Source organism: Halobacterium yunchengense, from assembly GCF_037031165.1.
GTDB lineage: Archaea > Halobacteriota > Halobacteria > Halobacteriales > Halobacteriaceae > Halobacterium > Halobacterium yunchengense.
This window is the reverse complement of sequence record NZ_JAYEZL010000003.1, coordinates 475,211-499,999: the sequence shown is the minus strand read 5'-3', so window position 1 is coordinate 499,999 and position 24,789 is coordinate 475,211. Positions and strand designations below refer to the sequence as shown.

The following is a 24,789-nucleotide window of genomic DNA, read 5'->3' as shown; positions in this document are numbered from 1 at the left end:
CGATAATGCAGCGCTTCTCTGAGGGAGATCGCGTCCGGATCGATATTCCTGATGAGACGGATCCCGATCATCAGGAGTATCACGGCGAACACGGGCAGGTCGTTGCCGTGTTGAGTGATGATGCGGATTCGGTTACTGCTGACGAGCGGGATGCGCAGCTCTACCGGGTCGCATTTGATTCAGGTGAGACGGTTGATTTCCGGTGGCGTGACTTGCGACCACCAGTCGACGACGCCTCACAAGCATAGACCTCGGCAGCTCTCGACCAGTTCCAGGACAGATCTACTGGGGAAAGGATCATCATCTGGCTCTGTCACTGTTTCTTCATGCCTCCGGATCGGCTCCGTAGTATCGTCCCGATGTTTGGTGGTGGGACTCGGTATGTTGAGACGTTGGATACGATTCTTGAGTTCGTTGAAGCGCATCAGCCGACGACGGACGAACTTGTCGGGTGGCACCGTGGTTCGTTCCAGAATGTTTCTAGTCGGGACTCGATTATTCGGCGGGTGAGCTATCTACAGCAGGTCGGATTCCTCCATCAGACGAATGACCACTGGGAACTCGGTGATGCTGGTCGGGAGTACATTGAGCAGGGCGATGTGGCGACGTTGCTTCGAATTATGTGTGATCGGAACGTCGGGCTTCGGAGTCTTCTGTATGCGTTGGTTGCTGGGCCGATGACGATGGCGGAGGTGAGTGAGCAGCAACTCGATACCCACCCGGAGTTAGGGTGGAGCCGTGGCGAGACGGACATGGCGAAGCAGCGGGTGAATTGGCTGCGGAGCATGGGACTCGTTGAGAAGCGTGGCGACGAGTACGCGTTGACGGATGACGGTCTACAGTTCGTTGAGAGCGCGGTGGAGGAGTGGGCGGATTCTGACTGGACGCCATCGGTGAGCGATGCTGGGAGTCAGGCCGGGACGTACGAAACGACTGCCCACGCACGGTCGGTCGATCCGGAGTTCCGCGCGACTGTGTTGTCTCGTCATGGCCGGACGTGCCCGGTGTCCGGGGTGGATCATCCCGGCCTGTTGGACGTGGCGCATGTCCTGTCGTGGAGTGACTACCCGGAGTACAGGGCCGATCTCTCGAACGTGCTGGCGCTCAGTAAGACGCATCACGCGGCGTTCGACCGGGAGCTGTTCACGATTGACCAGGACTACCGACTGCGCGTAAATCCTGAGTTCGAGACTGAGAGTGACGTGTTACAGCGGACGATTATTGACCGCGAAGGGGAGCGAATCTCGATTCAAGAAGAGAGCCTGAACCCGCAGTACGTCACGCAGCACAATTCATCGCTTGCGTGGCTCTGAGTGAGGCGTACAGGTGGAGTAGCGGGGCTGTTGTTTGCCCTATCTGAGGGCGAGTGTTTATACGTGACTCAGTAATAATTCGGGTTACGCGACGCCCGAGATCACCCTTGCATCTGTACACCGGACGATGCGTAAATATCTCTGGCAGACCCACCGATACCTCAAACCCTGGTATCCTAGCACTGTGCCGGCGCGGTGCCAGCGCGTCATCGGACGTCGCATGCTCGCTGTGCGAACAGCGGCTAGCATGTGATACCAATGGCGCGAGAACACTCGACTGAAGATGACGACTGCACAGCGCAGGAGAATGACCGCCAGCAGTTCCAAACGATAGTAGAGAAAGCCAGAGAAGCACTTACGCACGATGATCCTCTGGAGAGTTGTGCTGTTACCGTTCGCGCGCACAACCGGGAGTGCGATAACAATGGCGTGACGCACCATCTCATCAGGACTGAGGAAGAATGGATGGCGATTCGAACGTGGGCAGAGCCTGGCGGCGACACCGGGATCGCGGTGGACAGTCACGGTGAAACGCTGGCGTTGGACGTGGTGGAACTGGACCAAGACCAGGTTGCAAACCGGATCTGTAACGAAGCGCTTGCCGCCATTGACAGTCACGACGCGGTCGGGCGGCCCGTGGAACCGTTTACCGCGCTTGTTCGGCACGCCGAGGATGTCGCGGAACTCCTCGTGACAGAGTGGGAAACCGGCGCAGACCACGTCGTGAGAGAACGGTTATACGAAGGGATAGCCGGGTGGATGGACCACACCGCGTGGACCGCGCACGAAGAGGAGGCTCTGTCAATTGAGGCAGAGCGGGCAACAACGCAGTTCATCGAGAACTATGTCAACTACGACGTGAGTGATGACGTGGAAGCGACCATCCGAGACATCTCGAAAGAGGCGTTATACGACGCGGTCGCCAGACACCGCGACCGTCAGACCCCGCACTTGGACTACGCAGCGGAGGTAACGCTCACAGACTAACCTTCGTTTAGTGAATTGGGGTTTCGGTGACAGTGTAAGCGAGAACGGAAGGTTCGGTGAGTGTCTACCCCTTTGATTTTTCTCCTGGCCAAGTAGTGATTCTGTTACACACGAATGACGGGGATTGCCATTATTACAGCTGGACGGGAGGACGCCTATCAGGATTATTTGCAGTCTGTGAAGGAAGGGCATGACCCGGCAGAGTTTGAGGAGTATCTTTCTGATGCCGAAGTTGACGCGGTTACTGATTCGGAGACGGGGAAAGTGCATCTGTGGGGGACATCAGTTGACTCGAAGTGGCAGTTCGTGGAGGGTGGGGACATCGCGTTAATCTACCGGGATGGGAGGTACATCGCGCAGGCAACGGTTGTGCGGACACGTGAAGATCTTGACCTGGCTGAGCATCTCTGGCGGACGGAGGGGAATCCGTGGGATCCTGAAAGTCCGTGGCGGTATTTGGTGTTCTTGACTGGGGTGGAGGAGATTGATGTGGACGTTGAGTCGTTCAACGAACTTGCGGGGTACCAAGACAATTATATCCCGCAGGGATTCAGTCGTGTGTCTGATTCGCGTATCCGCGACATAGAGGATGCGTATGAGTCCGTCGAAACCGCGGTTAATGAGTTGACAGGGAGCGGTGTCCGGGTTCATGAGTTCGATGAGGAGCCGTCGCAGGAGGAATCTGAAGAGGTACAAGAACTGGATCTGGGAGAGCGTATTGTTGCGGCGAGTCGGGATGGTGACCAATATGAGGAGTTGGAGGAACTGGTCGCCAAGGCGTTCTCTCGGTTGGGGTTTGAAGCGCGTTGGATTGAAGGGGGAGATGATACGGACGTTGAAATCACGGCTCCGATTCACGCGGTCATCGAGGTGAAGGCGCGAAGCAGTGGGACGTTGGCCTCGCCGGATGCGACACGAATCCAGGGGCATAAGGAGCGGCACTCGGCTGACCAAGCGATTGTTGTTGCGCCTGGCTTCACTCCGGCAGCAATTGAAGATGCCGACAGACAAGGGATTGTCCTCCTTGCGACCGATCACCTCCAGGCGCTCTTGGAACGGCGTGATGCCTATGGGATTCCGCCGGAAGCACTCTCAACGTATCTCACCGAACCGGGGGCGTTCCAAGATGACCGGCTTGATCAGATCGATGATGAACTCCGGACTCGGCTTGGCGGTACTGAGGACTTGTTGGCCGTGATGGAAGCGCTTCAACGAGCAGACCCAGAGGAAGGAACCGCCAACCGGCTCCGCTTGATTTTGAAAGGCATGTACAATGAGGAGCGCGTTCCGGAGCAACACGTCATTGAACAGTCACTCAACCTATTAGCTCACCCAAGCATCCAACTGGCAGAGTACAAAGAGGGGCAATACCAGCCGACAACAACCAAGGAGAATGCAGAAGTCCTGCTCCGACGGTTCGGGAATCTCATCACCGAGGTGAGTAAGTCAGGCGAATAGTGAGCCAGTCAGAGCCCGACTGCCTGATTTAGCGCCCACTCGTTCGATAGAACCTCGTCCTTGTCGTCTGTTCCGCCTTCTGTGAGGAGTCCGATGTGACGGAGGTGGTATTTGAACTGGAAGTGAATCCCTGATTTGTACACGGTCGGATCCGTAAGGACTGATTCGTTGATTTCGCCGTCAGCTGTGAGGACGTCTTCGCGCCGGGATTGGGTGAAGAACACTTCGACAGTGAGGGGTTGGTTGATGCGGGAGGCTTCTCGGGCGACGGCGTCGATGGTTGCGGGGTTGATGCCGCGTTGGTGGAGGCGTTCGAGTGCTTCGATGATGAGCTGCGTTGGCTCGTACTGGATGGCGACTGAGCGGGCGAGTTGCGCCCAGCGGGGAGCGAGCATCGTGAATCGAGTTGACCGTCCTTTCCACGAGGCGAATTCGTTGAGTGCGGCAGCAACGGTCCCGTGTTGGGAACGCGCGAAGCGGACGACTTCTGCACCAAGATGGGTGAGCGTCTCTCCACCGGGCTGATTGTCGACGAGACCGAGAAGGATTGCTCCGCGGCGACCACCGGACACGCTGTTGATCACATGTTCGGAGTAGATGTCAGCGGTGTCGCCATCTGCAGCGAGGGCGAGTGCGTAGCCGAGGTAGTTCTTCGGATGGTTTACCGGGAAGCTGCCTTCGGTGAGTCGGTGCGTCGTGGCCTGAAATCGGATGGCGTCGATAGTGGTTGAGAAGTCACCGACGCCGGTGATACGGGCAGGTTCAACGAGCGTTGCGTCGTGCGGGCTTTCGACGCCGATGACGCCGATGTTGAGATCGCGGGCGAGAGCGCGTGCCTGGTCAGAGATGCTCTGGATGGGGGCGGCGACGTACCCGATGTTGACTTCGGAGAGGTGGCCGTGCGCCTGGTTGATTCCGGTTTTGACGTTGGCTGCGCTCGGGTCGGTGTTGTGGCCTTTCGCTTCGATGACGGCGACAGGGGTCGTCGCGGCGTCAGCATTCAGGACTTCGAGAGCAGGCATCCCCACACCGAGGAGGTCAGGTTCTCCGTCAGCAAGACGAATCGTGTTGTATGGTGCGAGACGACGACGCAGATCGTCCGGGATCTCCCAGCCGCCCCACGTCGGCTTGGTGAACTGGGTTTCCGTGACAGCGTAATGGTCTGGGCTCGTATCGAGATCAGGGTAGAGAGTGTCCTTCGCGGCAGCGAGAACGGTGGGCTCGGTGAGAGTAGCTGCCATTGCTACAGCCCTTCTCAACCGGTCATCATTAAACTGGGCTGTCCGAGAATCAATCTAACTGTTCAAACGGGGACTCTTGTGCAGAGAGCAGGGTCAGCTAGATATAGACTTGATGCTAATGTCTCTGTATCGACTCGGTGTGGCTAATGATCGATTCCAACTGTGGTGTTGGATCGTTCGCTCCTTCCATTAGCCGAACGATTGGGTCGAACGTCCCTTTTCGTAGAGCCTCGTACTCCCGTCTGTCTTCGACTCTCTGCTTTCCCCTAAGCGCGATACGTGCCATTTCGGCCAGTCCAGCAGAATTGTAGTGTTCGAAGATGGCGGGATTGTCGAATAGGTCCGTGTCGCGTTGTTGTGAGAGTTCTCGATACCAGAACCCGTAGAACAATAATTCGAGTCCGGTATCGAGGTCTCCCGGTAAGGAGAGGTCACGGTCAACTCGGTCGCCAAATGCAGAAAGTTGGTCTTCTAAGGTGCGTTCAAATTCAGACATCCGTCGTGAAATGTGTTCACCGTTAATTAGAAGCTCTCCAATGAGCGGATCAGCTACTGTGAGGGCTTCGTGGTAGTGTCGGAGGAACCCGAACCGCTCAACGAAGGCGTCATCGTGCCATTCCATCAGGGATAGAAGGGTCGCCGGGTGGACGGCGAATACGCCTGTCAGCTGGTCTCTGTCGAGCACGTCAGCGGTCATGTCCGGTTCGATTTGACGGATTTGGTTGAGACGAATTCTACTGCGTACCAAGAATTGAGAGGAGATGATCGTCTGAATGCGATTTACACAGATCGAGTGGAGCCGCTCGACGTTCAACTCGGTTTCGTAGGGTTCGTCGCCCGCCTGAAGTTGCGGAGAGAGCGCAGACCGAATTAATCCTTTAATGACGTAGTACCAGAGGTTGTCGAAGTGATCGAGGAGTTCTTCGACTGAGCGGACAGTTGGTGGTTCTTCGAGAAGCGTTTCAATTCGCTTCTGTGCGTAGTCCATCCCGTCTTTGAGCTCCAAATGCGGTTTTCGTCGCTTTGTTGTGATTCGAGTGCCGCCAGTTGCCCAGCTTCCTTCCCCGGCGTCTTGATTAGCTATAGGGTCATCTGAGTTGTCCTGTCGCTGCTGGTATCTTTCTGTGAGTTTAGATGTTGCTTGGGAGATGGCTGCGGTCGCAACTCCGACGTCAAAAAAGAGGGCCTCATCTACGAGCGACTGGATCCCCTCCCGGCCGTCGCTCCGTAGCAATTCGGTTACTTCTCGGGTCCCCTCGGTCGGTTCCGTCGTGATTTGACGGAAATTCGAGTGTCTCTCATCGGAGAGACGGAGGCGAACGATTGACTGGGCCCACGCTTCTGGAACCGAGACAGTAACGCCTTCTTGCTCATCATCACTATCTCGTTGCCAGTCGATCTGAAGGGTCTCTCCTCCGTCCGATTCGAGAATGACAGTATCTCCGTCGTCGATTTCTGGTGCGACGAACCGTGCTGTAATGACCTCGCTTTCGAAGCGTTCGACACGTGCGTCGTGGAGAGTTAGCGTGGCTGTCGAATTCTCCCGGCTGGCCGGCGTGTATTCGGCAAAGTCGAACGAGTCAGGGTTGCGCTGCTGCCCCGGGTGTGCGGAGAAACTCGATTGATGCCATAGCGATGATTCACCGTGCGTTTCGTTGGTTACCGAGAGCAGGGCGGCTTCAAGATTCCCGGATGACGCTGTATCGAGGAGAGCACGACCGGTGATGTTTGGGCTTCCATAGAGCGTTGCTCTGCCCCAGGGGCCTTCGAGCAGTAGTCCTTTGGCGTGAATCCAGCGGGAAGTATCGTGTTCAAGCGGTCGAAACGTGACGCTTTCACCAAACACTGCGACTGCATCGTTAGGGTTGAGGTGTGTATTCCCATCAGAGACGAGCAGTTCGTACTGATCGGCTTCAATTACCGTCTCGATGTTGGATAGTGTCTTTTCACTTCCAAAGAATGGCGCAAAGAATACTGCGGTAGTGACGTCACCTAACTCATCGATGACCTGCTGGAGAATCGGCTCTTCGAGGTTGTGGAAGAAGCCACCGGAAACCTCAGTCGGTCGGTCGAGATCTTCCAGCCACTCGGTCGTATTCACTGCCCGGTCGATTTGCGTCCGAACGTCGTGTCCTGAGACGTGATCGGCGGCAAGATGTTGTATAAACCGGCGTACATCTTTCGCCACGTGAATCGCTTCTGGGGGACGTGAGTCCTCGTCGTCGTCCAACTCCTTTGAAACCGTTATCGTTTGTCCCAGTTGTGCTGCCGTCGAATATTCCCCAAGGGTAAGATTGGCCGAGGAGACTCCCACGTGACATACCTCCTCTCCGGCGAGGAAATTGACTTTTGGATGGAATGTGCCGCTGACGCTGATTGGCTCTAGGTAGTAGTGGTTGCCGATTGCGCGACTCGACAGCTGATTTCGACGGGCTAACTGTTCGTATTTCTGCCCGTCCATGAGGACGACCGGTGTGACGACGCCCGCGTCTTGTAGTGGGTCAATTGCGTAGTTCCCGAAGAAAAGCGGCTCAAATGGGAACGTGGTGCAGACTGCGTATTCTACGTCTGCACCACCAAGGGCATCGATAAGATTCACTCGTATTCACCTCGGAACCGGTCAAGGATGATCTCTCCATCTTGCGTCGGCACCCAGAGGTCTCGGTTCTCATTGTACGTCAACAACCCAGCATCCCGCATGAGCCGACGGAGGTCATTGTAACGGAGGGTTTGGGTTCCGGGTTGTTTCGTCCCTCCTGCGGCGTAGAGTGTGTCATCACTGTACCCCGTTGTTTCCTCACCAGAATCTGCCCCGACACCGAACACAAGCGAAATCGGTCCGCTTCCAAGCCGATCATGGATCACTTGGTTGTGAACGTCGATAACCCGATCCGCCAACACCTCGCGTGCAACAGTGATGAGTGGCGTGTCTGGAGGAATGCTACCCACGTACTGAGCGGTACGGACGATTGAAGAGGGTCTACGCCCGTATTGGGCCTGCATATATCGGTTGAAGAGGTCATTATGGGCGGTCAAGTGGTTGTACTGCCGGACGACCGCGAGAAGTTGAACTAAACTCCGAGCGACGAGGGTGCTCATTGCGTCAAACGCTTCGGATGGCGAGGAGGCAGCTTCAATTCCCGTAAAACTGTGCTCAGTCGCGTGTAGCAGCGTCCAACAATTTACTGTATTGTCTGTCGTTGGTCGCCATTCGCCAGCGAGATTTGAGTCCAACCACTCTTGGATTTCTCCGAGCGTCGTGCCGATTATTGTGGTTGTCTCCGGAACAGTGGTCTCGTAGATAGTGGGTTTCACGCGGCCTGCAAGAAGCAATTCCTTCGTAACTGCAGACTGACTCATGCGTCCACCATTAAGTATGGTTTCGGTCTGGAGAACCGCGTTTGCCTCATCGACGAGTAAAGGTTCTTTCAGCCCGGAAAGGAGTTCCGAGCGGGACGTGCCGCCAGGAGCTTCGCGTTCTAGGTGAGCAGACAGACCCCATAGCTGAGATCGGAGTGCGTGGGCCAACAGTACTTGAAGGAAGTAGGCGCGTCCGATTGGACGGAAGGGTTGAAATCGCTCAGCGTCAACGTCGTCATATTGGAGCACCTCTTGGTCGGTGTTACCTTGCAGTAACTGGTGAGCCCTCAAAATCGATAGGCACCAAGCACGTCGGAAGTAGTGAACCCCCCCGACGACAGCATCCTTCAAATCGTTTGAATGCCGTTCTTCAGAAATGAGGTAGCGATAGTGATCTCCGATGGGGATGTCGAGTTGAGAAGGCCACTCGGCGAGTGATACAGTCTGTTCTCGTTCTTCCCAGGCGAGGAGTCCGAGAACTACGCGCTGTAGAGAATCCCGTTCTGACTGGTTGTCTGAGCCAGTGAAGCATCCCTGGTGAGTGAATGCATCTGCCAGTTCATCAAGTAGATCAAGCGAGACTTCCCCGGTCTGAATTGCTTCAAGTATCTGGTCGAAATATTCGCCCGCGACGATATCCAAACTCTCTGCGAGTGACCGTCCAGCAGCCGTGAGGGCGAACTCCCCCTCTTTTAACGAGAAGTTCCCGAGATTGGACTGGAATCCACGAATTGCGTACTGGCTCTTGTCCAACAGCGAGAAAGAAGAGAGGTCGATGCTTTCCGCTCCATACAGATCGTCGTCTGAGGCGTTTGTTTTCCCCGTTAATCCTGAGAGGCCGTCTCGAACTTCGTCATGGACTTGTTGGCGTCGATAACTTGCGAGCGCGAGGATTTCTTCGAAGCCTTTCAGAAGCCGTCGCTTTTCTGATCTGGAAAGATCGGCAGTCGTTGACGCAGTCGAAACTCGATGCATTGCCCAGCAAAACCCCGAAAGGTACCGTCCTCGTGCGCGGACGTCTGTAGTTATCCCTCGTGCAATTGTACTTGCGATTCCATTACGGACGCTATCAGCTCGGAGTGGCTGTTCTGGTGGCCCCGTTTTAGATAATCGCTCGCTCCATTGCGGGTCGAGCGCCATTATTATCCGTTGATTCTGTAGGTGGTGTGATAAAATAACGGGCTCACAGAAATTCTAGTTCCGTAGCACGCCATATGCCAGAGTAGTGATTCAGCAGATGGTGATTAAGAGTAGAAGACGACGGGGCGGCGGTCGCCGCCGTGTTCGTCGTCGGGGAGGTGTTCGGCGAGGTCTTCTCGATCTTCTGCGCCGAGGAGTTGGTTGAGGACGTCGATGGCGGAGGCGCGGAGGAGGGGTTTGTTGTCGTTGCCGCAGTTTTCGTCGAAGGTGCAGGCGGGGCAGCCGTTGGGTTGGCCGCAGTTGCAGTCGCGGAGTTGGTCGCGGGCGCGTTCGGCGAGCGCTTCGAAGTTCTCGTAGATGGCGCGGGCGAAGCCGAGGCCGCCGTCGACGCCGTCGTAGATGAACCAGCCGGAGGCGGTGCGGCCGGTGAGTTCCTGGGTGCGTTGTTCAAGGGCGTGCGTGGCGGCTTCGAAGGAGTCGTCGATGGAGTCGGTGATGTCCTCGTATTCAGGATGGCTGTAGTGGGTGTCCATGACGAGCGTGGCGAGGCCGCCGAGGTCGTTCTTGTCGACGCGAAGTTCGAGCGGCGCGGTTTGGATGGTAGCGTGTTCGGCGGCGTGGAGTCCAGCGATGTACCCGAGGTGGGCGATGCCGGTCTCTTCTGGATCAACGCCGGTTTCGACGCCGTAGTCCTGATATTTCCGGACGAGGGCGGTCTCGACGTATTCGGGGACTTCGACCCAGCAAAGCTGCGTGTCCATCAGGATCGGCGGGGTATCCGTCGGGATCGCCTGTTGTTTCGGGTCGCTGTTGCCGATGTAGAGCTGGTCGTAGGAGTGGTGGTGGACGAGGACGGTGCCGCGGCCGAAGTGGAGTGTGAAGCCGTTGACCTCGCGGGATGCTTCGGATTCGGCGTCAAGGACGTTGACCTTGTTGCGGGTGCGAGTGTAGTACTCGCAATCGACTGGTTTGAGTTCGATAATGGGTTGCGGACGGTCCTCGTCCATGTTGACGACTTCGAACTGCTGACCGTTCTGAAGGCGGACTGCGCCCTCGTGGTAGTCGCGGTACGCGCGGTTCTGTTCGATTGGTTCTAAGTCCAGATCGTCGGGGAGGCCCCATTTCTCGCGGTCGACGTCGTCTGCGAGTTGGAGGCGGTAGTCCGTCCCGGTGGTGCCGTACAGGTTGACGCGTGTCTGTGGGCGGCTTGGGCCGGAGTAGTGGACGGCGGCGTCGAGGTAGCCGTCTACGAACCCAGCTTCGCGCCACATCTTCACGGCGGCACGGAGTCGGTCTTCGTCGGCGAACGTGTCGATGTCTGATTCGTCAAGGGCGATTTCGTCGGCGGCGGCGAGGACGTGGGTTGCGAAGACGGAGTTGTTTGAGGTGTCGACGACGGCGTCTTCGACGTCGTTTTCGAGGAGGTACTCGGGGTGGGTGAGGATGTACTGGTCGAGGGTGCGGTGGTCGCCGACGAGGACGGCGACGCTGCGGCTGGCTTCGCGGCCGGCGCGACCAATACGTTGCCAGAAGGATTGTCGCTGGCCTGGGTAGCCCATGAGAACGGTCGCGTCGAGGCTGCCGATGTCGATGCCGAGTTCGAGCGCGGATGTCGTGGCGAGCCCGGTGAGGACGCCGGTTTTGAACTGGTGTTCGCGGGAGTGCCGCGTGCGGCGACCGAGCCCGGCGTTGTACGCTTCTCGCCCAACGGTGGTCGAGCGGTCGTATTCCCGAGGGTTGTTCCGCCGATGTTCGTCGGCGCGTTGGATGCTGAGTTCGGTGAGTTTGCGGCTCTCGCAGAACAGTAACGTGCGGATGTCACGGGAGGTCAGGTGGTTGAAGACTTTCGGCGCTTCGACGCTGGCCGGAACGCGCTCGGCGACGAACTCCTCGTGGTCTTCCGCTTCTGAGTCGGGTCCGTCGTCGATGTCGATCTCGAATGACTCCTCGTCGGGCGTGGCGCCTCGGGTTTTGTCCCGTGGCGGGGGGTTCCAGAGGATTACGTCGCGGGGGCCGTGTGGTGAGCCGTCGTCGTCGATGACGGTTACGGGGGCGTTGATGAGTTTCTCGGAGTGGTCGCGCGGGTTGCCGATTGTGGCAGAGGTGAGGATGTATTGTGGGTTGCCGCCCCAGTAGTCGGCGACGCGTTGCATCCGGCGGAGGATCCACGCGACGTGCATGCCTTCGATGCCGGTGTACGTGTGTGATTCATCGATGGCGATGAGGTCGAGCGCGCTGTAGAAGCGACTCCACTTGTCGTGGTGTTCGAGGTAGACGTTGAGCCCAGCGAAGTTCGTGAGGATGACGTCAGCTTGCTCGCGGATGGCGCGCCGGCCGTCTGTGACGTCCCCGTCGTAGATCTCGACGCGGATGTCTAACCCGAGTTCCTCGTACAGGTCGTCGAGGGCTTCCTGCTGGTCTTTGGTGAGCGCCTTCATCGGGTAGACGCACAGCGCGGTGGAGGCGTCGTTTTGTTCGGTGGCTCTCGTCCCGTCGGGGTTAAGAACGCCGGCATCGAGGAGGTTCCGCGCGATTTGCAGGCCGTAAATGTGGGTTTTCCCGCTGGAGGTGGAGGTCGTGACGGCGACGTTGTCACCTGTTTCGAGCGCGGTGAGGGCGTCGGCTTGGTGGCTGAACAGGTCGTACGGGTACGGGTCAGCGAGTTCCGAGCGGAGGATCTCCGCGGTCGGGGTGGTGTCTGCGGGTTCCGCGGGGAGTTCGATGGTTTCGATGTACTCTGAGTCCGGGGTGAGGCTGACGCGCGGGAACGTGTCGATGATGGTGTCGGCGTTAACGTCGGTGCGAGCGGTCGCGTCGGTTGAGGTGGTGTGGTCACTCATTGTTAGAAGTCGGTGAGGCCGGCTTGCTGGCCGGTTGCGCCGCCAGTGCCGCTGTCGGTCATGTCGCGGCGTGTGGCGTTCGTGATGGCTTGGTAGACGTGCCAGAGCGCTCGGCAGTCGTCTTCACAGTAAGCCTTGTGACGGTCCCAGTCCAGTTCGGCTGCCGGGGAGTCGGGGTTCCGCATGAATTCCTGGTATGCGGCTGCGGTTTGCGCGCCGGTTAATCCGGTTCCGGCCGAGTCGTAGTCGAGCGCGCGAGCGACGTGATCGAGTTTGTTGGTTCGTCCGGGTAGCAGGGCGTTCCCGTCGCGGACTGCCCACTTGTACAGGTCGTACGTCCAGATATCGTCCCAGGCTTCGACGTATTCGGGGAGGTGCTGTTCGAGGAACTGCGTAATGTGGCGGTAGTCGAAGTTGTGGCCGTTCCACGTCAGGACGGTCCGGTCTCGGTGGTTGGCGATGAACCAGGTGATGAAGGCTTCGAGGACTGGTTTCGGATCCTTCGGTTGTTGCTTCTCGATGAACGCTTGGTGGGTGTCGGTTGCCGGGTCGTAGACGCCGAACTGCCAGATGATCGTGGGTGACAGGCCGTCGGTTTCGATGTCGAGGCAGAGCGGTGGGCGGTCGTCGCGGGTCTTGACTGGTGTCTTGTTCGTGAGGACGATTGGTTCGCCGGTATCGATGACGTCGGCGTGAGCGTGGATCTTTTCGGCGGTTGTCTGCCCGATTCCGGGCAGATCGGTGAGGGTACTGAGTGCGAGGTTTTGGACGTCGGTGGTTGTTTGACAGCCCTGTGTGCGGAGTCGCTGGGCAGTTGATTGGCCGACGCCGTTCAACGCTCTGAGGCCGAACTGGTCGGCGTCGACGGCTTCTGCGGCGATGGTGCCGCGAGCCGTACAAGTGTACTGTGCGAACATCGCACCGCCGTGCTCCGTCGCGCCGAGTCCAGACATCGGAACGTGGACTGAGGAGTGGTTGTGCGGCAGTTCCCATTCGTGGTAGTACTCTGCTGGTTGTCCGCCGGCGAGGACGGTGACTGGTTCGGGCAGGGCGGCGCTGATCGCCGCCAATTGCTCGGCGTGCGGCAGGGTTGTCGAGAGGGTCGTTGTATCCCAATCGACGGTGAGTTCGGGGACGAACAGGAACGTCGCCGCTTCGGAGGCTGTCTGTCGCTCACCCGATGTCAGTTGGGTCTGGAGGTGGGGGAGAACGTCCCCGGTTTGGACGGCGAGGATGTCTATCGTCGCGGGTGGTGGGGCTGCGTCGGGGGCTTCGTGAACACCGGCGTCGGGGGAGTACCGGTAGTGGTGGACGCGGTCACTGCCGCGTCCGAGTTGTGGGTGCAAGACGGGGATGTTCGGGGCGGCGTCACGGGCGGTGGCTTCTGCGGTCGGCGTTCGGGGCCCGGGGATCGTGATGAGTTCCGGAGTGAAGTACTGGACGGCGTCCCGGACTGCGGGCTGTGACACGCGGTCGAGCGTCGTTGCAGGGAGTGTCAGTAACTCCAGGGGCGTATTGCCGTCCGTGGTCCAGTCAGTATCGCCTGTCATGGGTGGTTGTTAGATGAACCCGATTTTGTCTCGGAGTTTGTTCGTCGGTGGGAGGTGCTTGCGAGCGGCAGCGGCGCTCGCCAGGTCGGCGTACATCGTCGTGATGGGGAGGCGTGCGGTGGCGTTCGATGCGCCGATGTGGGCTTGTGACAGGAGGTACGTTTGTGCAGCTAACGTCTCGATGGGTGTCTCGCCGTGGACGCGTTCGACGGTGATGGGTTGGGGAAGGCCAGTGCCTTCTCTGCTGGCGAGGGTTTCGGGTTCGCCGAAGGTGGCGACGATGGCTTTGGGGAGGTCCTCGTAGATGGCTGCGGTCGCTTTCTGTGGCGTGTCGAAGTGTGCGCCGCTGTATTTCAGGACGCGGGCTGGGGCTTGCTTTCGGATTTCGACGACGTCGTACGCGACATCGAGTTCGGTGAGGAATGTCTCGACGTCGCTGAGGTCTTCGTTGGCGAACCCGTCCCGGTGGATTGTGATGTGGTTCGGGTACCGGTCGTACCGGGTTCGGAACCCCATCACGGCCTGTTTGACGATCTCTTTGAGTTCTTTGGGCGGGATCTTCTCCCCGGACTGCGGTCGGGAGGAGGTGTACCCGAGGACGGCCCCGTCAGCGTGGATTGCGGTGGTTGCGGCGGCGAGATGGATGTGGTTCCCGTCGGCTGATTCGTCGTACTGGTGGGTGACGTCGATGCCGAGGTGGAGTTCGGAGTCACCGGGCAACGCGCGCTCGATAGTGAACGGGATGCCGCCGGCAGCGGCGACCAGTCCGAGGGCGATGTTGATGATCGTGAAGGGCTCGTCGAGCGTCGCTTCGTGGGCGAACTGGCTGTTGAGGTCTTTCGTGGCGAGGACTTTCTTCACCTCGTCGTACACACGTCCCGGTTCAACCGTGTCGAAGTACCCGGTGTTCTTCGGCGGGAGCGTGCAGAACACGGCGTCGTAATCGTGGTCGTCCGGGATTTCTGCAGCGATCTCCATGCCGAGCTGGTCGGCCGACATCGTCGCGTCGAACGTGACCTCTTCGACGTCGTCTGGCGGGGCCCCGATCTGTTCGAGCTTGCTTTTGAGCGTAGACCAGCCCCGTTGGATCCGGTCGTCCCGTTTTTCCATCCGGATGTGGCACACGCGGAAGGGATCCGGTGCTTCGTACACGCCGAGGCTGGTAACGTCGCTCGGGTGCGTCCCAGTCTGCCCGTTACTGAACTGGAGCACGTCTGCTTCTGGGTCGAAGAGCCCTTGAACGGAGATGTTCTCATCGCCGAGCAGCGCGTCAGATTCGAACTCGATGGTGTGCCCGTCGAACTGGAGTGGGCCGAGCTGTTCGACGAAGCTCTCTGCGTTCGAGATGCACTGCTGTGCGGACAGGCGTGTATTGAGCCGCTGTTTTTCTGCGAAGTCCGGTGCGAATCGAGAGAGGTTCTCAGGGTGCCCTTGGAGTGCGAGGAGTTCCGGTGGGAACGCCATCTCGGTTCCATCGCCGCGCTGACGGACCGTCCAAATGACTTCTCGGTCTGCGTTCTCGATATCGTTGACTTTCGCTGGATCGACCCAGGGCTCTTCGCGGTGATACTGGACGAGGCTCTTGTTGCCCTCGATGTGGAGCTTGTCGGTGACGGTTTCTGGGCCGACGCCGATGACGTACAACCCCCTGTCTCGGTAGGAGGGTGTCACCCGGAGTCCCGGGTGAATCTCGTCGTCGTCGAGCTGGTCGAGCGTCCGGTCGGAGAGGATCCGGTGGCGGTAATCGACGTGCAGGTAGGCGGCACGCGAGGGGAGTACCTCTACGGTGAGGTTGTACCGCTCGTGGAGGCGGAACCCTTCCTTCTCGATGACCGGGTCGATCTCCAGGATCTTGTCGATGCCGTGGATATCGTACTGGTCGCGTTTCGCGTCCTTGAGGGCTTCACCGAGCATTTCGCCGAGGATCTCCCGGTCATCCGCGTCCGCGTAGACGACCGGTCGAGTGCCGACCTCGTTGATCTCGAAGCGAGGCAGGTCCACGCGTTCGTGCGCGAGCTTCACCAGGGACACGAGCTTGAACGCGCTGCCGACGACGACCGGTGTTACATCGAGTTGCTGCCGGACTTTGCGGCGTGCTTTGTACGTCGCGCGGAGCGTGTTCTGCCCTGAGGGCCGGTATCCTCGCTTCGGAACAAGTTCGTACTCGTAGACGTCGTAGTCCGGCAGATTATCTGTGGCACGGAACGTCGTGAGGCCGTGGTCGCCGCTGTCCGCGGACGTATCGGGGGTTTCGGCGAGCCCGTCTTCAAGGGCTTCCTCGGTGGTCGGGGGACCCTCCAGTTCGAGGAGTTTAGCATCGCTCTGGACGGTGAGGTTCTGGTATTTCGTCCCGTCGTTGCCTTCGTCGATATCGTACTCGACAGCGGTGATGAGGTACGTGGCTCCTCTGTCGTAGTCTTCGTCGTAGATCTCCACTGGTGCGGAGTTCTTCCACATCGTGATGGTTCGGTCGTCGCCGCCGCCGTCTGTGAATTTCAGGTTGCGGCGTGGGTACTGACCTTCGTTTTCGAAGACTGTGTCGAGGGTGAAGCGGACAGCGTAGGTGTCTCCGACCGGTACGTCGTTGAGTGAGTTCTCGTCGAGGTTGACTGGTTTCATTGTGCGGCCTCCGTTGCTGGGAGACATTCTGCAGGCGCTTCGACCGTGACCTGTTTCCCTTGCAGCTGGTCGAAGTTCACAACAGCGTCCTTGGTCGCTAGGATCTGACCCCGGACACCGAGCACCTCTGACTGTAGTCCTTCGTCCACGGTGAGTCCTGGGAGGGTGCTGACGGTCGCATCGTCCCCGGCGAAGTGAGCGGGGATTCGAACAATTCGGTCTTCGAGAGCGGTCTCGTCACTGGGGAGCGTCGAGAACGGTTCCAGCGGCCCTGTGAGGACATCGCGGCACGACTCGACGGCTTCCGTAAGCGCGTGTTTCGGCTCGTCCAGCGGGTCGTACCACTCCTTCGTCGATGCTGTGGACACGACGGCTTCCAACGCGTCCTCAACGGTGCCGGCGACGCGGCGGTTCGGTGTTCGTGCGACGATCATGCCGTGCGTCGCGCCCTGTTCCGCCCAGCGACTCGCGGCACGATCTGCTTGCGTGATGCCGGCTTTCACGCTGTCTTTGGCGACGAGGTACACGACAAAGTTGTGCGCACACGACCGTCGTTTAAACAATGGGAACGGGCAGTCCTGATACGTACAGGCTGTTCCGGGCGTGTAGACGCACTGTTGGAACGGTGGCTTCGACTGGCACTCCTCACACGGAGAGGCGTCAGCTCGGTCACCGCAGTGCTGGCAACGGAATCCGGGCTGGACGTCGATGCGAATCTCTTCTCCGACGAGTCCGGCGAGGTCGATTGGGCCGTCAGTGTCAGCGAGGTACAGTCGGGGTTTCCCCCGCGACCAGGAGACCATCGTTGGGTGACCACTCACGGTCGCGCGCGAGGCCAGCTTGGTCGGGTGCTGACCGGTCATTTGTACCCTCCGAGGGTACCCTGGAAGTCAGACGGGCTCCTGTACGGGTCGATGATCTCGTCGGTCAGGTATCGCATCGCCTCTGCCTGGATCGCCATCTCGATTTCGCGGCCGTAGAGCGTGATGCGACCGGTGTCGTCGAACCCGACTTCAACTTCGATGTTCCGGTTCGGAAGGTCGACACGAACCTGTTCGAACGTGTCTCCGAAATACTGCTCCCACCAGTCCGTCTCCCGCAGGTCGCCCCGGTCTTGTGCCGACACGTGGTCCGGTCGTTCGCGTTTGCTCGGACTGACGTCGACACGCTGGACGCGGCTGGATTCCTCGATGACTGTCCGAAGATCCTCCTCGTCGAACTCCACGGTCTCGAATTTTACGTCCTCATCGAGAACCGCAGCGAGTGTCGTGAGAATCTCCTGTTCGACCTCCTTGGTTGCCTTTGCGATGGCCACGTACCCGTTCTGGAGGAAGAGGACCGCGTACCGGTCGGCGCGTTTCGTTTGCTCCGTGCCTTCGAGCGTGGTCAGGTCGTAGTACGTCTCACGACCGTATTCTGCCCAGCAGATCCCGTCTGCGCCCACGTTGAACGTCTGTGGAAGCATTCCGCTGCGAAGGTCGGCGTCCGAGTTGAATGCCGAGGTGGCCTCAATTCCGGCTTCGATTGCTTCCGTGTCGATGCTCTCGTCGCGTAGTGGCACAATCTTGTAGCTAGCCATCGAACTCGGCCTCCTGGTTGATTCGTCGTTGGATGAACGGTTCCAGCGTCTCGGTCACACGATAGAACGCGCGCCGACCCTCTCGGTCGCGTTCGACAAAGCCTCCGTCGCTGAGTTCCCGGAGGTGATAAGAGATGGTCGATTTGTCGCGGTGGAGTTCCTCGACCAACGTGCCCGGTTGGACACCTCGATCATTTGGCAACTGGAGGATCTGTCTCAACACCGTGAGCTTCGACTCCGAGAGGTTCTGGACGCGAGCGCTCGCATCGACCAAGTGGAGTCGGTCGGCAGCCGAGTTCGTGGCTGCGACGTCTCCTGGCTCCAGTTCTTTCCGAAACGCCTCTTGAAGCGACTCCAAGGCCAGGGTGTGAATCAATCGCGGGATCCCCTCGCTTAGCTCGTGGATACGGTCCACGGTTTTCGAGGGAAGTGTAAATTCGTTCTCGGAGAGCACCTCGAAGATGATTCGCAGCGTCTCGTCGGTGTCTTTGCGGGGGAACGCATTGAGGTGGATCTCGTTCGAGGGCGGGAGCGCATCTTGCACACGCCCTCGGTTGACGGCCCACCGTTCGGGCGTCCAAGTCGTTACGAACAGGCCGCTGTCTACGGCTCCTCGAAGTTCGTCGAGTGAGGTTTCGATTCGTTTGTCTAGCCCGCAATCATCGATGCAGACGATTGGGGTTTCGAGCTCGGTCAGATCGTGAGCGAACTCATCGAGGAAGAATCCGTCGTCGGCCTTCTTTCCGAGAGCCGTCGCGTCGATGAGCTTCGTATCGATGTCTGCGGAAAGTTCCGTGAGAAACGAGACGACCGTGTGGAGTAACTGCGTCTTCCCGATACCAGACGGCCCGATCACAGGAGTGTGGTAGACGTCCTGTTGTCGGGTTACAAAGCCCGCGTACTCGCCGATTTCGTCCAGCGCGTCGTCGTGATTGACCGCTTTCTCAGGGTGATTTTGGAAGTATTCTGTGAGTCGTTCGTAGCTAGCTTGCTCTGGTTGGAACTCGTGATCGGACAACCAGACTTCGTAGCTCCCGACGCGCCCCTGTTGCCCGCGTTCGAAGGCTTCTCGGAAGCGGTTTTTCTTGTCTTCGTCGTCGTTACCTGGGTCCATCAGTTCCAACGCCTCAAACTATCCAAGTTGAGCAAAACTATTAAAACCTATTGGTTAGATGGACTGTATGTGGAAGCCACCATGTTAACGCTGACTCACATCGCGGATACGCACCTCGGCCACCGACAGTACGGGTTGAAACAACGAGAAGACGACATGGTGTCAACGACACGCGCGGCACTGCAAGAGATGGTCGGCGAGCGCGACACGGACGCCATCCTACTTCCCGGGGACCTGTTTCACTCCCGGGATCTCCGCCCGAAAGTCCTCGACCAGGTCGAACAAGAGCTCAGCCGAGTACCGGACGACGTGCCGGTACTGGTGTCCCGGGGGAACCACGACGAGAACCTAACCCCGCGCGAGGTGACGTGGCTCAATTACCTCCACCGGCGCGGCCACATCGTGTTTCTGAAGGCGGATCTGAAGGCAGACTCGGAGACTGCCCGCTTCGAACCGTACGACCCGGAGGATCCCGGTGATCACGCCGGGTTCTACGACATCGAGGTCGCGGAGTTCGACGGTCCAGTTCGCGTGTTCGGGCTCCAGTGGCGAGGCGCACGAACAGGGCAAGCGTTGCAACAGGTGGCACACGGGATTCAAGCGACGAACGCCGAGCACGGCGAACCGGCGGCGACCGTGCTACTGGCGCACTTCGGCATGGAGGACGAGGTTCCGACGCTCGGCGGGACGGTGACCCACGCCGAACTCCGCGACGTGAAAGAGCACGTCGATTACCTCGCACTCGGGCACATTCACAAGCGGTACGACGCTGCTGGGTGGATCTACAACCCCGGATCCCCAGAAGCCCACAACACGCGCGAGGGCCACCACGACTGGGAGCACGGCTACCATTCGGTCGCGTTGACAACCACCGAAGAAGAGACCGAGAACGCGGTCGAGTACGAGGTGGACCACCACCCGACCAAACGGCGACCGTACTGCCGAGTCGAGTTCGATGTCACGGAGTACGACTCACCAAGCGAACTCGAAGCCGGGTTCCAGGACCACGTCCGCGGGGAGCAATCACGGATTGATGAGTACTGTCGAAAAGAGGAGTTCACGGCGCAGGGTGACCCCAGAGCGCCGATCATCGACCTGCGGTTCAGCGGAACGTTACAATTCAGTCGCGGGGACTTCCGGACGGATGAACTCGCGGAGTGGGCGAAAGAGGAATGCGGGGCCCTGTACGTGCAGGTGAACACTGGGATCCGGACGGCGGACGTCCAGCAACTGATCTCGGAGATCGACGAGGACGAGGTCTTTCAGGATGGCCGGTTGAACACGGCGGCGCTGGAACACCGCGTGTTCGAGACGATAGCGAAGGAATCCATCTACGACAAGCAAGCCGAAGATGTCGCCGAGGTCCTAGGGAACGCACACCAGATGGCGCAGGCCGAAGAGGCCATCGAAGACATCCGTGATTCCGTGAGTTCCGCACGGCGAGAGTTATTCCCGGAGCTGGCTGACGATGTGGTACTCGACATCGATGAGGATCCGTTCTCGAACACGGATACTGACGGCGAGGAATCGGGTGATGGTGAACCGAGCGGAGAAGCCGACGATGAGGCGGAGGTGATGCAACAATGAAAATCACCGAGGTTGCGTTGGAGGACATCAAGTCATACGAGGGACGGACAGTCGTGCCGATTGAGGGTGGTGTGACGGCGATTCTCGGTGAGAACGGCGCAGGGAAATCGACGATTCAGGAAGCGATTGGCTTCGCGCTGTTCGATTCGCTGCCGTTCAACAACAAGGACTTCGTGCGCGAGGGCGCGAGCTCCGGAACTGTCGAGGTCACCTTTGAACAAGAGACCTCGGGAGGCCGGAAACGCTTCCGTGTGACGCGCTCTGCAGGGCGTTCGAGCTACGGTGTACACCGCCACGATGCCGAGAACGACGAGTGGATTAACCAGGACATCGATTCCAAATCCCAGCTCGTCAAGTGGTTGTGCGCCCAGTTCGGCGTTGAAGACAAAGACGAACTGCAGAGCCTGTGGGAGTCGTGTATCGGCGTTCCGCAGACGCGGTTCCTCTCTGACTTCGCGCAGCGACCCGCCAGTCGGAAAGCGACGTTCGATGCGCTGCTGAACCTCGACGCGTACGAAGAGTCCTGGAATCGTCTCAAGGACATTCCGGACGCGATTGAACGGGAGGAGCAGAAGCTCCGTGAGGAGATAGCAGGGCTCACGAGTACGGTGCAGGACCTGCCAGACGAGCGGGCGAAAGCGGAATCGCTGGCTGATGAGGTCGAATCAATCGAAGCCGAGATTGATCGGAAGACCGACGAGCTGGCTGAGAAAGAAGCGGAGCACGAAGAGTTAGAGGCCGTCCAGGACGAAATCGAAAACCTCGAACAGGAAGTCCGGTCACAGGAGCAAGAGATCGAGGCGACCGAGGGAGAGCTGGACACTGCAGAGAAGGAGCTTCACGCCGCTCAGAAGGCACAAGAGAAGTGTGAGGAGAACCGTGAGGGCTATCAGCGGCACGAGGAAGCGAGCGAGCGGCTGGACGAGCTAGAGGAACGAGAGAGCGAACGAGACGCGCTTGCTGAGCAGAAAGCCGAACAGAAACAAGAGGTCTCATCGGTCGAATTCGAGGTGAACCAGCTCGAAGACGACTTAGAGACGCTGCAATCGGCCCAAGAGACGCTGGAGGAGCGCGAGGACGAGAAACAGCGATACGAAGAACTCGACGAGAAGATCAACTCGCTACAGCAACGTGAGGACGAGGTCGAGGAACTGCAGGACCAAATCGACGAGTTCGCCGGGGACATCGACGAGAAGCAAGAGAAGGTCGAGTCGCTCGAAGCGAAAGTCGAAGCCATCGAGGAAGAGTGGGAGGCGACGACGCATCCGGAAGAACTCGACGACGAGATTAACCAGCGGAAGGCGCGGCGACAGCAACTGCAGAACGAACGGGAACGGCTCGAAGAGCAGTTGGAGCGGTTACGAGATACGGATGTGGATGCGCCGTGTCCAACGTGTGACCGGCCCCTGAAGGAAGAACACCGGTCGGACGCAATCGACCAGCGCGAAGAGCGGATCGAAGCCATCGCCACAGAACGTGCGGAGTTCAGCGAGGAACTCTCCGATCTGCGTGACCGTCGGGAGGAAGCGCGAGACGTCAAGCGCCGCGCCGACAAGCTCCCGGTTCACCGTGAGAAGATCGAGTCGTTGGAAGCAGAGATCGAGGACCTCCAGTCAGAGAAGTCGGAGACGGAGGAGACGCTAGAGGGCCTCGAAGAGGAACTGGCGGAACTGCCTGAGCTCGAAGCAGAGCGAGAGGAACTGCAGGAAGCGCATGACGAATACGAGACTGCGGAGTTCCGAGTGCAGGAGCACGCGGACGTCCCTGACGAATTAGAGGAGAAGCGCGCAGAGCTTGAGGCTGCCAACTCGCAGTTGCAGGAAATCAACGACGAGTTGGCTGAATACGAAGGGCTGGACGAGAAACTGTCTGAGGTCAAAGAGACACTGGAGGAGACCGAGTCGGCGCATCAGACGTACATCGAGCACAAGCAACAGGCGTCTCAGGTAGAGGAGCGGCAACAGGCCGTTGACGAGACGGAAGCGGAACTGGCCGAGCTCAAAGAGGCTCTCGACGAGACGGAAGCCGAACTCGAAGAGACGAGAGCAGCGTTCGACGAGGAGCGGCTTCAGACGCTTGAGTCGGACATCGATGACCTCAAAGGCGAGATACAGCGGGCGAAAGGATCCCTGGGTGAGAAGAAAGAGAGCCTCCGCGAGGCACGCGGGGAGATCGAGCGTCTGGAGGCGAAGTTAGAGGAGCGGCAGGAGACGCTCCAACAGTTGAAGGAGCTGAAAGCTGATCAGCAGTTCGCGGACTGGGTCCGGGAGAACGTTCGGGAGGCCGGGCCGAAGATGCGGGAGATCATCACCGACCGGATCGGGGCGCGGGCCAACGAGTTGTTCCGGACGATCCGCGGTGCGTCTGCCGAGACGCTTGAGTGGACAAGCGACTACGAGATCGTCGTTCACGACGCGGACGTGACGAAATCGTTCTCGACGCTGAGCGGCGGTGAGAAGATGGCAGCCGCGCTCGCCGTACGACTCGCTATCCTCGAACAACTCGCGTCCGTCGGTGTCGCGTTCCTGGACGAACCGACGGCGAACCTCGACCGGGAGAAGAAACGAAACCTGGTCTCGCAGCTGAAGCAACTGGATAGTTTCGAGCAGCTCACCGTCATCAGTCACGACGAGACGTTCGATTCGATGACGGACTACACCATCTCGGTGACGAAAGACCGGCAGACGTCGGAGGTGACGGTGAATTAATGCCGATTGACAAACGCGGGGTCGCCACTGAGTTAGAGGCCAACGTCGAGACGATAGAAGCGTACCTGGAAGACGACTCTGGAATCGTCGAACGCTACCAAGACGCGTTCCAGCGCCTCCCGGAGGAGTGGACGAGCGAGGAGATACGAGCGGCCTTACAAGACGTGTCGTATCCGGGCGCGTACCCGACAGATGCGTTCGATGACGCGGCCAGCATCATCGTCCCGCACGAAGAGAGTGACGGGTGGGAGAATCACGAGGAGGTCAACGAGTGGGCACGTAACATCGTCCGCGACATCCCCGTGATGGCCGTCGACGGATCGCAGCTACCGCCGACGACGCAGTTCAACGTGCCTCTCGCGTACGTCCAGTCGGCGTGGGCGGTGAATCATCATCATTCGGAAGGCCGACTCGACCGAGGTGTCGAGGGGCGACTGCTCACACCCAACGAAGTGTCGCAGGAATCGGAGGATGGAGACTATCGGTTTGTCGACTCACAACTCGTCGGCCATCATCGCTACGAACACGAGGGACAGCTCCTGATCGAGAAGTTGTCGGATCTGGCTGCTGCCCGAGATGCGGGCGATATCGAACACACGCCAGTCGTGTTCTACGACGGGCCGTTGATCGCGTCGTTTGCAAATCCGTTGAAGCCCGAAACCCGAGAACGATACCTCTCGACGCTGAGTCGAGTGATTGCCGCGAGTCAGCACCACGAAATCCCGCTGGTGGGGTACGTTGCTGGGTCGAGCGCAACGGAGCTGGTGAAGATGACGCGGCTCCTCTGGCGTGAGGAGTTTGAAGATGATCGCGTCATCCCAGACGCGCACGTGCTGACAGAGTTGATGAGCCCCTGGGGTGACACGACACTCCCGTTCATTTCGAAACGCGACGGGAGTATCGACGCCTTACAGGCAACCTACGAGGGTGAGTCGTACGAGTTCCGCGATGACATCTTGTTCTCGTACCTGAATGTGCCGCCAGGCGCTGGGCTTGACCGTATCGAGTTCCCTGGGTGGCTGTGTCGAAGCGACGGCCCGGGCGAGTACGAGTCGATGTACGAGTACACCGTCGAGATCGTCCGCGCAGAGGCCGGTATCGGGCGCGGTTACCCGGAAATTCTCCAGCAGGTGGACAGCGATGCGGTGCTGGATCACCAGGACCGCCAGCAGTTCCACCGAGTCGTACAGCGCTGGGCCGAATCGAACGATGTCCCGTTGGAATGGAACGCCAAAGCACTGAGCAAGGAACTCCGCCGCCGATGACAAACGAGATCACCATCAAGACGACTGA

The 24,789-nt window shown here is 59.0% G+C and carries 16 protein-coding genes; 7 read left to right on the top strand and 9 right to left on the bottom strand.

Translation table 11 applies throughout. The features are described from left to right. Window positions 1-5 precede the first annotated feature (5 nt). From U5911_RS11665 to U5911_RS11650, 4 genes are all read left to right on the top strand, one after another. Complete coding sequence (locus U5911_RS11665) at window positions 6-248, top strand: DUF8139 family protein (RefSeq protein ID WP_336034325.1); 243 nt, start codon at window positions 6-8, stop codon at window positions 246-248. Window positions 249-359: 111 nt separating this feature from the next. Continuing rightward, window positions 360-1,313, top strand: coding sequence for an HNH endonuclease (locus U5911_RS11660; protein ID WP_418771515.1), 954 nt, complete (start codon window positions 360-362; stop codon window positions 1,311-1,313). A 258-nt stretch (window positions 1,314-1,571) separates the two neighbouring features. Continuing rightward, a complete protein-coding gene (locus U5911_RS11655; protein WP_336034323.1) occupies window positions 1,572-2,300 on the top strand; it encodes a hypothetical protein in 729 nt (242 codons plus the stop codon). 114 nt (window positions 2,301-2,414) lie between these two features. Beyond that, the gene (locus U5911_RS11650) at window positions 2,415-3,758 is read left to right on the top strand and encodes a restriction endonuclease (protein ID WP_336034322.1); all 1,344 of its coding nucleotides are present in this window, start codon (window positions 2,415-2,417) and stop codon (window positions 3,756-3,758) included. Window positions 3,759-3,766: 8 nt separating this feature from the next. Here the strand turns inward: U5911_RS11650 and U5911_RS11645 are convergent, their stop codons facing one another. From U5911_RS11645 to U5911_RS11605, 9 genes are all read right to left on the bottom strand, one after another. After that, entirely contained in the window at window positions 3,767-4,999 is a 1,233-nt protein-coding gene (locus tag U5911_RS11645; protein ID WP_336034321.1) for a hypothetical protein, read from the bottom strand. A gap of 115 nt (window positions 5,000-5,114) precedes the next feature. Continuing rightward, window positions 5,115-7,598, bottom strand: coding sequence for a phospholipase D-like domain-containing protein (locus tag U5911_RS11640; RefSeq protein ID WP_336034320.1), 2,484 nt, complete (start codon window positions 7,596-7,598; stop codon window positions 5,115-5,117). Then, window positions 7,595-9,334, bottom strand: a complete 1,740-nt coding sequence (locus U5911_RS11635; RefSeq protein WP_336034319.1) for a hypothetical protein — start codon at window positions 9,332-9,334, stop codon at window positions 7,595-7,597. The genes U5911_RS11640 and U5911_RS11635 overlap by 4 nt, the downstream gene beginning before the upstream one ends. A gap of 269 nt (window positions 9,335-9,603) precedes the next feature. After that, window positions 9,604-12,339 (bottom strand): DEAD/DEAH box helicase, encoded by a 2,736-nt coding sequence (locus U5911_RS11630; RefSeq protein WP_336034318.1) that lies wholly within the window; start codon window positions 12,337-12,339, stop codon window positions 9,604-9,606. A 2-nt stretch (window positions 12,340-12,341) separates the two neighbouring features. Further along, complete coding sequence (locus U5911_RS11625) at window positions 12,342-13,889, bottom strand: ribonuclease H-like domain-containing protein (RefSeq protein WP_336034317.1); 1,548 nt, start codon at window positions 13,887-13,889, stop codon at window positions 12,342-12,344. A 9-nt stretch (window positions 13,890-13,898) separates the two neighbouring features. Next, window positions 13,899-16,508: a Piwi domain-containing protein gene (locus tag U5911_RS11620; RefSeq protein ID WP_336034316.1), complete on the bottom strand. Its 2,610-nt coding sequence runs from the start codon at window positions 16,506-16,508 to the stop codon at window positions 13,899-13,901. Continuing rightward, window positions 16,505-17,311 carry a DUF2797 domain-containing protein gene (locus U5911_RS11615; RefSeq protein ID WP_336035863.1) on the bottom strand — a complete coding sequence of 269 codons (807 nt, stop codon included), beginning with the start codon at window positions 17,309-17,311 and terminating at the stop codon, window positions 16,505-16,507. Before U5911_RS11615 ends, U5911_RS11620 begins: the two co-directional genes overlap by 4 nt. 56 nt (window positions 17,312-17,367) lie before the next feature. Then, a complete protein-coding gene (locus U5911_RS11610) occupies window positions 17,368-18,087 on the bottom strand; it encodes a hypothetical protein (protein WP_336034315.1) in 720 nt (239 codons plus the stop codon). Continuing rightward, entirely contained in the window at window positions 18,080-19,210 is a 1,131-nt protein-coding gene (locus U5911_RS11605) for an ArsR/SmtB family transcription factor (protein ID WP_472779955.1), read from the bottom strand. The genes U5911_RS11610 and U5911_RS11605 overlap by 8 nt, the downstream gene beginning before the upstream one ends. Before the next feature lie 60 nt (window positions 19,211-19,270). On the opposite strand from U5911_RS11605, the gene U5911_RS11600 reads away from it, so the two are divergent. Genes U5911_RS11600 through U5911_RS11590 form a run of 3 tightly spaced genes read left to right on the top strand, consistent with a single transcriptional unit; the run spans window position 19,271 to window position 24,761 of the window. Further along, window positions 19,271-20,788: a metallophosphoesterase family protein gene (locus U5911_RS11600; protein WP_336034314.1), complete on the top strand. Its 1,518-nt coding sequence runs from the start codon at window positions 19,271-19,273 to the stop codon at window positions 20,786-20,788. Continuing rightward, window positions 20,785-23,496, top strand: coding sequence for an SMC family ATPase (locus U5911_RS11595; RefSeq protein WP_336034312.1), 2,712 nt, complete (start codon window positions 20,785-20,787; stop codon window positions 23,494-23,496). The genes U5911_RS11600 and U5911_RS11595 overlap by 4 nt, the downstream gene beginning before the upstream one ends. Next, complete coding sequence (locus tag U5911_RS11590) at window positions 23,496-24,761, top strand: DNA double-strand break repair nuclease NurA (protein WP_336034310.1); 1,266 nt, start codon at window positions 23,496-23,498, stop codon at window positions 24,759-24,761. Before U5911_RS11595 ends, U5911_RS11590 begins: the two co-directional genes overlap by 1 nt. Window positions 24,762-24,789: the final 28 nt, after the last annotated feature.

What these genes read in the sequence shown, in the direction of transcription:
- U5911_RS11635 (WP_336034319.1), bottom strand. Translation starts at nt 9,334, where the DNA reads ATGCATCGAGTTTCGACTGCGTCAACGACTGCCGATCTTTCCAGATCA.
- U5911_RS11645 (WP_336034321.1), bottom strand. Translation starts at nt 4,999, where the DNA reads ATGGCAGCTACTCTCACCGAGCCCACCGTTCTCGCTGCCGCGAAGGAC.
- U5911_RS11595 (WP_336034312.1), top strand. Translation starts at nt 20,785, where the DNA reads ATGAAAATCACCGAGGTTGCGTTGGAGGACATCAAGTCATACGAGGGA.
- U5911_RS11590 (WP_336034310.1), top strand. Translation starts at nt 23,496, where the DNA reads ATGCCGATTGACAAACGCGGGGTCGCCACTGAGTTAGAGGCCAACGTC.
- U5911_RS11610 (WP_336034315.1), bottom strand. Translation starts at nt 18,087, where the DNA reads ATGGCTAGCTACAAGATTGTGCCACTACGCGACGAGAGCATCGACACG.
- U5911_RS11620 (WP_336034316.1), bottom strand. Translation starts at nt 16,508, where the DNA reads ATGAAACCAGTCAACCTCGACGAGAACTCACTCAACGACGTACCGGTC.
- U5911_RS11660 (WP_418771515.1), top strand. Translation starts at nt 360, where the DNA reads ATGTTTGGTGGTGGGACTCGGTATGTTGAGACGTTGGATACGATTCTT.
- U5911_RS11625 (WP_336034317.1), bottom strand. Translation starts at nt 13,889, where the DNA reads ATGACAGGCGATACTGACTGGACCACGGACGGCAATACGCCCCTGGAG.
- U5911_RS11615 (WP_336035863.1), bottom strand. Translation starts at nt 17,311, where the DNA reads ATGGTCTCCTGGTCGCGGGGGAAACCCCGACTGTACCTCGCTGACACT.
- U5911_RS11630 (WP_336034318.1), bottom strand. Translation starts at nt 12,339, where the DNA reads ATGAGTGACCACACCACCTCAACCGACGCGACCGCTCGCACCGACGTT.
- U5911_RS11650 (WP_336034322.1), top strand. Translation starts at nt 2,415, where the DNA reads ATGACGGGGATTGCCATTATTACAGCTGGACGGGAGGACGCCTATCAG.
- U5911_RS11655 (WP_336034323.1), top strand. Translation starts at nt 1,572, where the DNA reads ATGGCGCGAGAACACTCGACTGAAGATGACGACTGCACAGCGCAGGAG.
- U5911_RS11665 (WP_336034325.1), top strand. Translation starts at nt 6, where the DNA reads ATGCAGCGCTTCTCTGAGGGAGATCGCGTCCGGATCGATATTCCTGAT.